The sequence below is a fragment of the Methanosarcina sp. A14 genome, assembly GCF_001729375.1.
Lineage (GTDB): Archaea > Halobacteriota > Methanosarcinia > Methanosarcinales > Methanosarcinaceae > Methanosarcina > Methanosarcina barkeri.
This window is the reverse complement of record NZ_LZPK01000279.1, coordinates 1-3,873: the sequence shown is the minus strand read 5'-3', so window position 1 is coordinate 3,873 and position 3,873 is coordinate 1. Positions and strand designations below refer to the sequence as shown.

General features: G+C 36.1%; 4 protein-coding genes. 1 reads left to right on the top strand and 3 read right to left on the bottom strand.

Translation table 11 applies throughout. The features are described from left to right. Positions 1–77 precede the first annotated feature (77 nt). Entirely contained in the window at positions 78–356 is a 279-nt protein-coding gene (locus A9239_RS12930; RefSeq protein ID WP_329957083.1) for a hypothetical protein, read from the bottom strand. A 421-nt stretch (positions 357–777) separates the two neighbouring features. Next, on the bottom strand, positions 778–1,017 hold the full coding sequence (locus tag A9239_RS12925) for a hypothetical protein (protein ID WP_048120949.1): 240 nt from the start codon (positions 1,015–1,017) through the stop codon (positions 778–780). Between the two features lie 634 nt (positions 1,018–1,651). Between A9239_RS12925 and A9239_RS12915 the strand changes: the two genes are divergently transcribed. Further along, entirely contained in the window at positions 1,652–2,179 is a 528-nt protein-coding gene (locus tag A9239_RS12915; RefSeq protein WP_048155931.1) for a protease inhibitor I42 family protein, read from the top strand. Between the two features lie 1,010 nt (positions 2,180–3,189). On the opposite strand, the gene A9239_RS12910 is transcribed toward A9239_RS12915, so the two are convergent. After that, on the bottom strand, positions 3,190–3,873 hold a 684-nt coding region (locus A9239_RS12910), incomplete at its 5' end, for a hypothetical protein (protein WP_218104609.1).

The window sequence follows — 3,873 nt, the reverse complement described above, 5'->3', positions numbered from 1 at the left end:
GAAGTTGTCAATTCGTTTTTAGAAACTTTTGAGAATTCTTGTTTTTTTAGAAGTTTGTTAATAAGTTTTTAAAGCAGTTATATTTTAATGCCCTTAAGGAGAGAAAGCCTTTTCTTCCAGTGGTCAAGCCCTCTCTTTGCAGCATACCACTCAAGATATTTATCCTCAGCGATAAGTTCGCCAGCTTCGAATTTTGTTATGAATTCAGTAGAGATCAGGTCGTACCGATCTTCAAATTCATCACAGATCATGGCGTAGCGATCTATCTTGTATTTTGCAAGATGTTTTTCATGTTCCAGAGCCGAGCGAATAATCTCGCTTGCTTCCTGAAGCGAGTAATCGGTATCAATCTGCAAGGTCAACTCCATGTTTATCCCATAGAAAGTTATTGCTGGTACTAAAAAATGATCCTATATTTCTTTTTCTATTTTATCTGTGAAGCTTATTAATCAAGATTATTAGTCAGACCTTATCCTCCGGCCTGAAAAATTCAATTAATTCTTTTTTTCGTGTCTGAGGATTATTTGTACCCTACGTTTTCACAATTAATAACCTTTTACCTCTTTTGAGCAGAAAATATAACTAAAAACTTTACTTTAGCTACATTTAAAAATCAGGATCAATTTAAAGTAAAAAACCTGAAATGGAAAACAACAAAGAGTATCAAATAACAGCAATACGCGAATGGGAAAAGACAAAGGGTAAAAAAGGAAAAAGAAAAATTCAGAACAGATAGTTACTATAGAATGTGGTTTTTAGAGCAAAGCCACACAGTCATCAGTTCTCGGCTAGGCTGGGAATTTTCCCGGAATTCTCCAGATTCCTGTAAATGAATGCTGAAGAGTAAGCAAGCAACATGAATGTAAAACCACCGAGGAAATCTGTCTCGATAAATTTTAAAATCATGCCTACGAAGAACGCAAGCTGTATAGCACACAGAACCACTCCGGTTACTGTGAACATTTTTTGACGACTGCTACTATCACTACTGTCTGGATCATCTGATTCTTCTGACATTTTGTTTCAAGCCTCGCAAATAAAGGTACTAAGTGTGCTCTTTATTTAGCTCGTTTTTGTTTGTCTTAACTGGTTTTTGTGTTTTAGTCAATCAGACCTTATTGTCAGCAGTTTTCAACTAGCTCAAAAATCAAAGATGGTTCTCCGCAAAAGCATATAGACTAACTCTTATGGAGTTCTTAAAATGAGACAAAAAAGCTGAAAACTTCAATGGATGCATCTGAAGGTTCAGTTCTACATTGATCCTCTGGTGCAACATTATCTGAAAAAACACGCTCCGAATTAGAGACTTTTATACAGTATCCCTATTTATTGGGGATGGTATATATAACTTGCGAAGGAGACAGGATATTTCTGAGCTTGATACTGATTTTTAGGTATCAGTGTTTAGGTTAATATGTCAATCGTTGGGATAATTTTCAACTTTTTATTCCAGATATCAAGTCCCCTTTTTGCTGCATATCAGTCGAAGAAGTCATCGTCGTCTTCAGCTTCTTCGATATCTGATTTTTTGCATAAATAGATATGAACCCAGAATTTAGCGACGAAATAGATTAGTGTCAATAGCATCAATAAAGAAGTAAAACAAACTTTCACTTTGAAATAAAGGAAGAGAATTTTCGGGAGGAGGGTTATGAAGAAAGTTTTAAAAGCCATAGCAATGCTCTTCGTCGTCGCTGCTGTCGTCTTTGCAACCGGCTGTGGGGGAAAGACAGGAAACATGGGAAATGGAGCTAAGGAGAATGAAACTCAGGGAAATAACGACCAGCTCCAGCCTGTGAATCCTGAAATATCAGCAAACGTGACTAACAACACGACTGAAGCTAACGAAACAATAGAGAAAGGCCAGGTAGTAACCAAAGCTGACAGCGGAAAAACCATAAGCCTCAAAAAAGGAGAGAATTTTACTATTAGCCTTAGAGAAGACCCATCAGCAGGTTATTTATGGAAACTTAACCTGAGCAGTGGGCTCAGTATTCTCGACGACGAATATATCGAAGGTCTAAACCCTGAACACCTTGAAGGTGTCCCTGGAACTCATTTATGGGTAATTGAAGCCACAGCTCCGGGCAGCCAGAAGGTAAATGGCATATATAAGAGGACCTGGGAGAACATAACCGGCACGGAGGAGAAATTTACATTAAATGTTGAGGTTGAGTGAGAAGAGTTTTTCAGGTTACATTTTCTTTTTTCATTCTTTAGGTGATAAGAAAATCACAGTAAGCTGGAAACTGTAATAAAAATGAGCTTGTGAACTGTAAAAAAATTTGACGTTTCAAGATAAATAATGAAAGAAGGATATCAAAAACTGATAACGAATAGTTAAATAGCACTAATTGTTTGGGAAATTAACTGGTTTTAATTTGAAAACATAAGTATTAAATCCGTTTTTAGGAGTATACTCCCAATCAATTACTTTGAGCAATCCAACATACTTCCACACTCTTTTTTCACGATCTTGTCTAAATCCATATACACTTCTTCCATCGTTTTGCGAATCAACAAGAGCTTTATTTGCAGCCGTTAATTTTTGATTTTTATTTACTCCTTCCCCATCATAGGAAAATGTGTTCTCACTAAATTCATCTGTGTAAGGACCAAGTTGCTTTTAGAACAAAATAATATGGCCTACCATCTGTGAATTTCTCAAGTTGATTCCTTTTATTCCATAACCAAAATGAGTACCAAATCGATTCAATTTCTTCTTTTGCATATTCCTTGTTTAATGTTAAGTTAAAACTCATAATAAATTAGATGTGATTAGAATTTTTATACATTTTGATTGTTAAAATGTTATTAAAAACTACAACTTTAACTCTCATCTCCTCCTTGATAGAGGGACATTTCCATTATTAGGGCTCTTCGCTATTTCGGATGGATTGAAAATAATTACTCAGTTAAATAGTAGCTAGGTCAAAAAGAGAAACATCAAGCTTGAGCATGATTTTCAACACCAAGTGTTTCTGGATATTGGATATGTTTCTGGATATTGGATATGTTTCTGGATATTGGATATATTACTTCAGTATTTAGTAGATGAATGGAAGTTACCCACATAAAACAGCGAAGAGCCAAAATTAAGGTCGAATTGCAGGAGTCTTGAGATTAAGGGATTGTAAACTACAACCAGTAATATAAAGTAAATGTAGCTACACATCCCTTATCTCGGTCTTAATGAATTCGTTTTTTCAAAGTATAGAAAGCAAAAAGCCCAAAAATAGTTATAAATAACCCAAATCCAGGACTCTTAGGTTCCTCTTCTGATTGGATACTATTCCTTGCTCCAGTGGAAAGGAGCTGTGAGCTAGATGATGACCCTTCCTTAACTTTTATCGGTAGATTGAGTGTGTAATCCTCGGCATCTTCTGGATCACCATCAAAATAATAAATTACCCTGCCGTTGACATTAAAGTTTCCAACCTGATTGGACTTAATTCTTATTTCGATATCTTTTCCCTGTCCGGGCTCAAGCTCATAAGTAGTTGTATACTGGCCAGCTCCAGAATTAACAAATTCGGAGGATGTTACACTCATTCCAGAAGGTGGAAGAAGAATCACCTGGATGCTCATGGTTGGTTTGGTGATCAAATTCACAGCAGATAGTCTGAGCAGAATGTCTTCTCCTAAAGTAACGTCTGTCTTTTCACCATACAATTGCACGCTAGCAGATGATTGTCCCTCATTATTATTTTCAGTTTTTTCTGTTTGTTTGGGCCTGAGATATTCTGTTTGTTTAGGCTTGGGATGTTCTGAACTAGAAGATCCAGAAGGGTTAGAACTTTTTTCATCAACAAATTCAGAAGGTTCACTTGTTTCATCCATTCTGGTTTCGGTCTTGTCAATTATAAACCCATT

Bases quoted from the DNA above. Each gene is read 5' to 3' on its own strand.
- A9239_RS12925 (WP_048120949.1), bottom strand. From the start codon at position 1,017: ATGTCAGAAGAATCAGATGATCCAGACAGTAGTGATAGTAGCAGTCGT.
- A9239_RS12915 (WP_048155931.1), top strand. From the start codon at position 1,652: ATGAAGAAAGTTTTAAAAGCCATAGCAATGCTCTTCGTCGTCGCTGCT.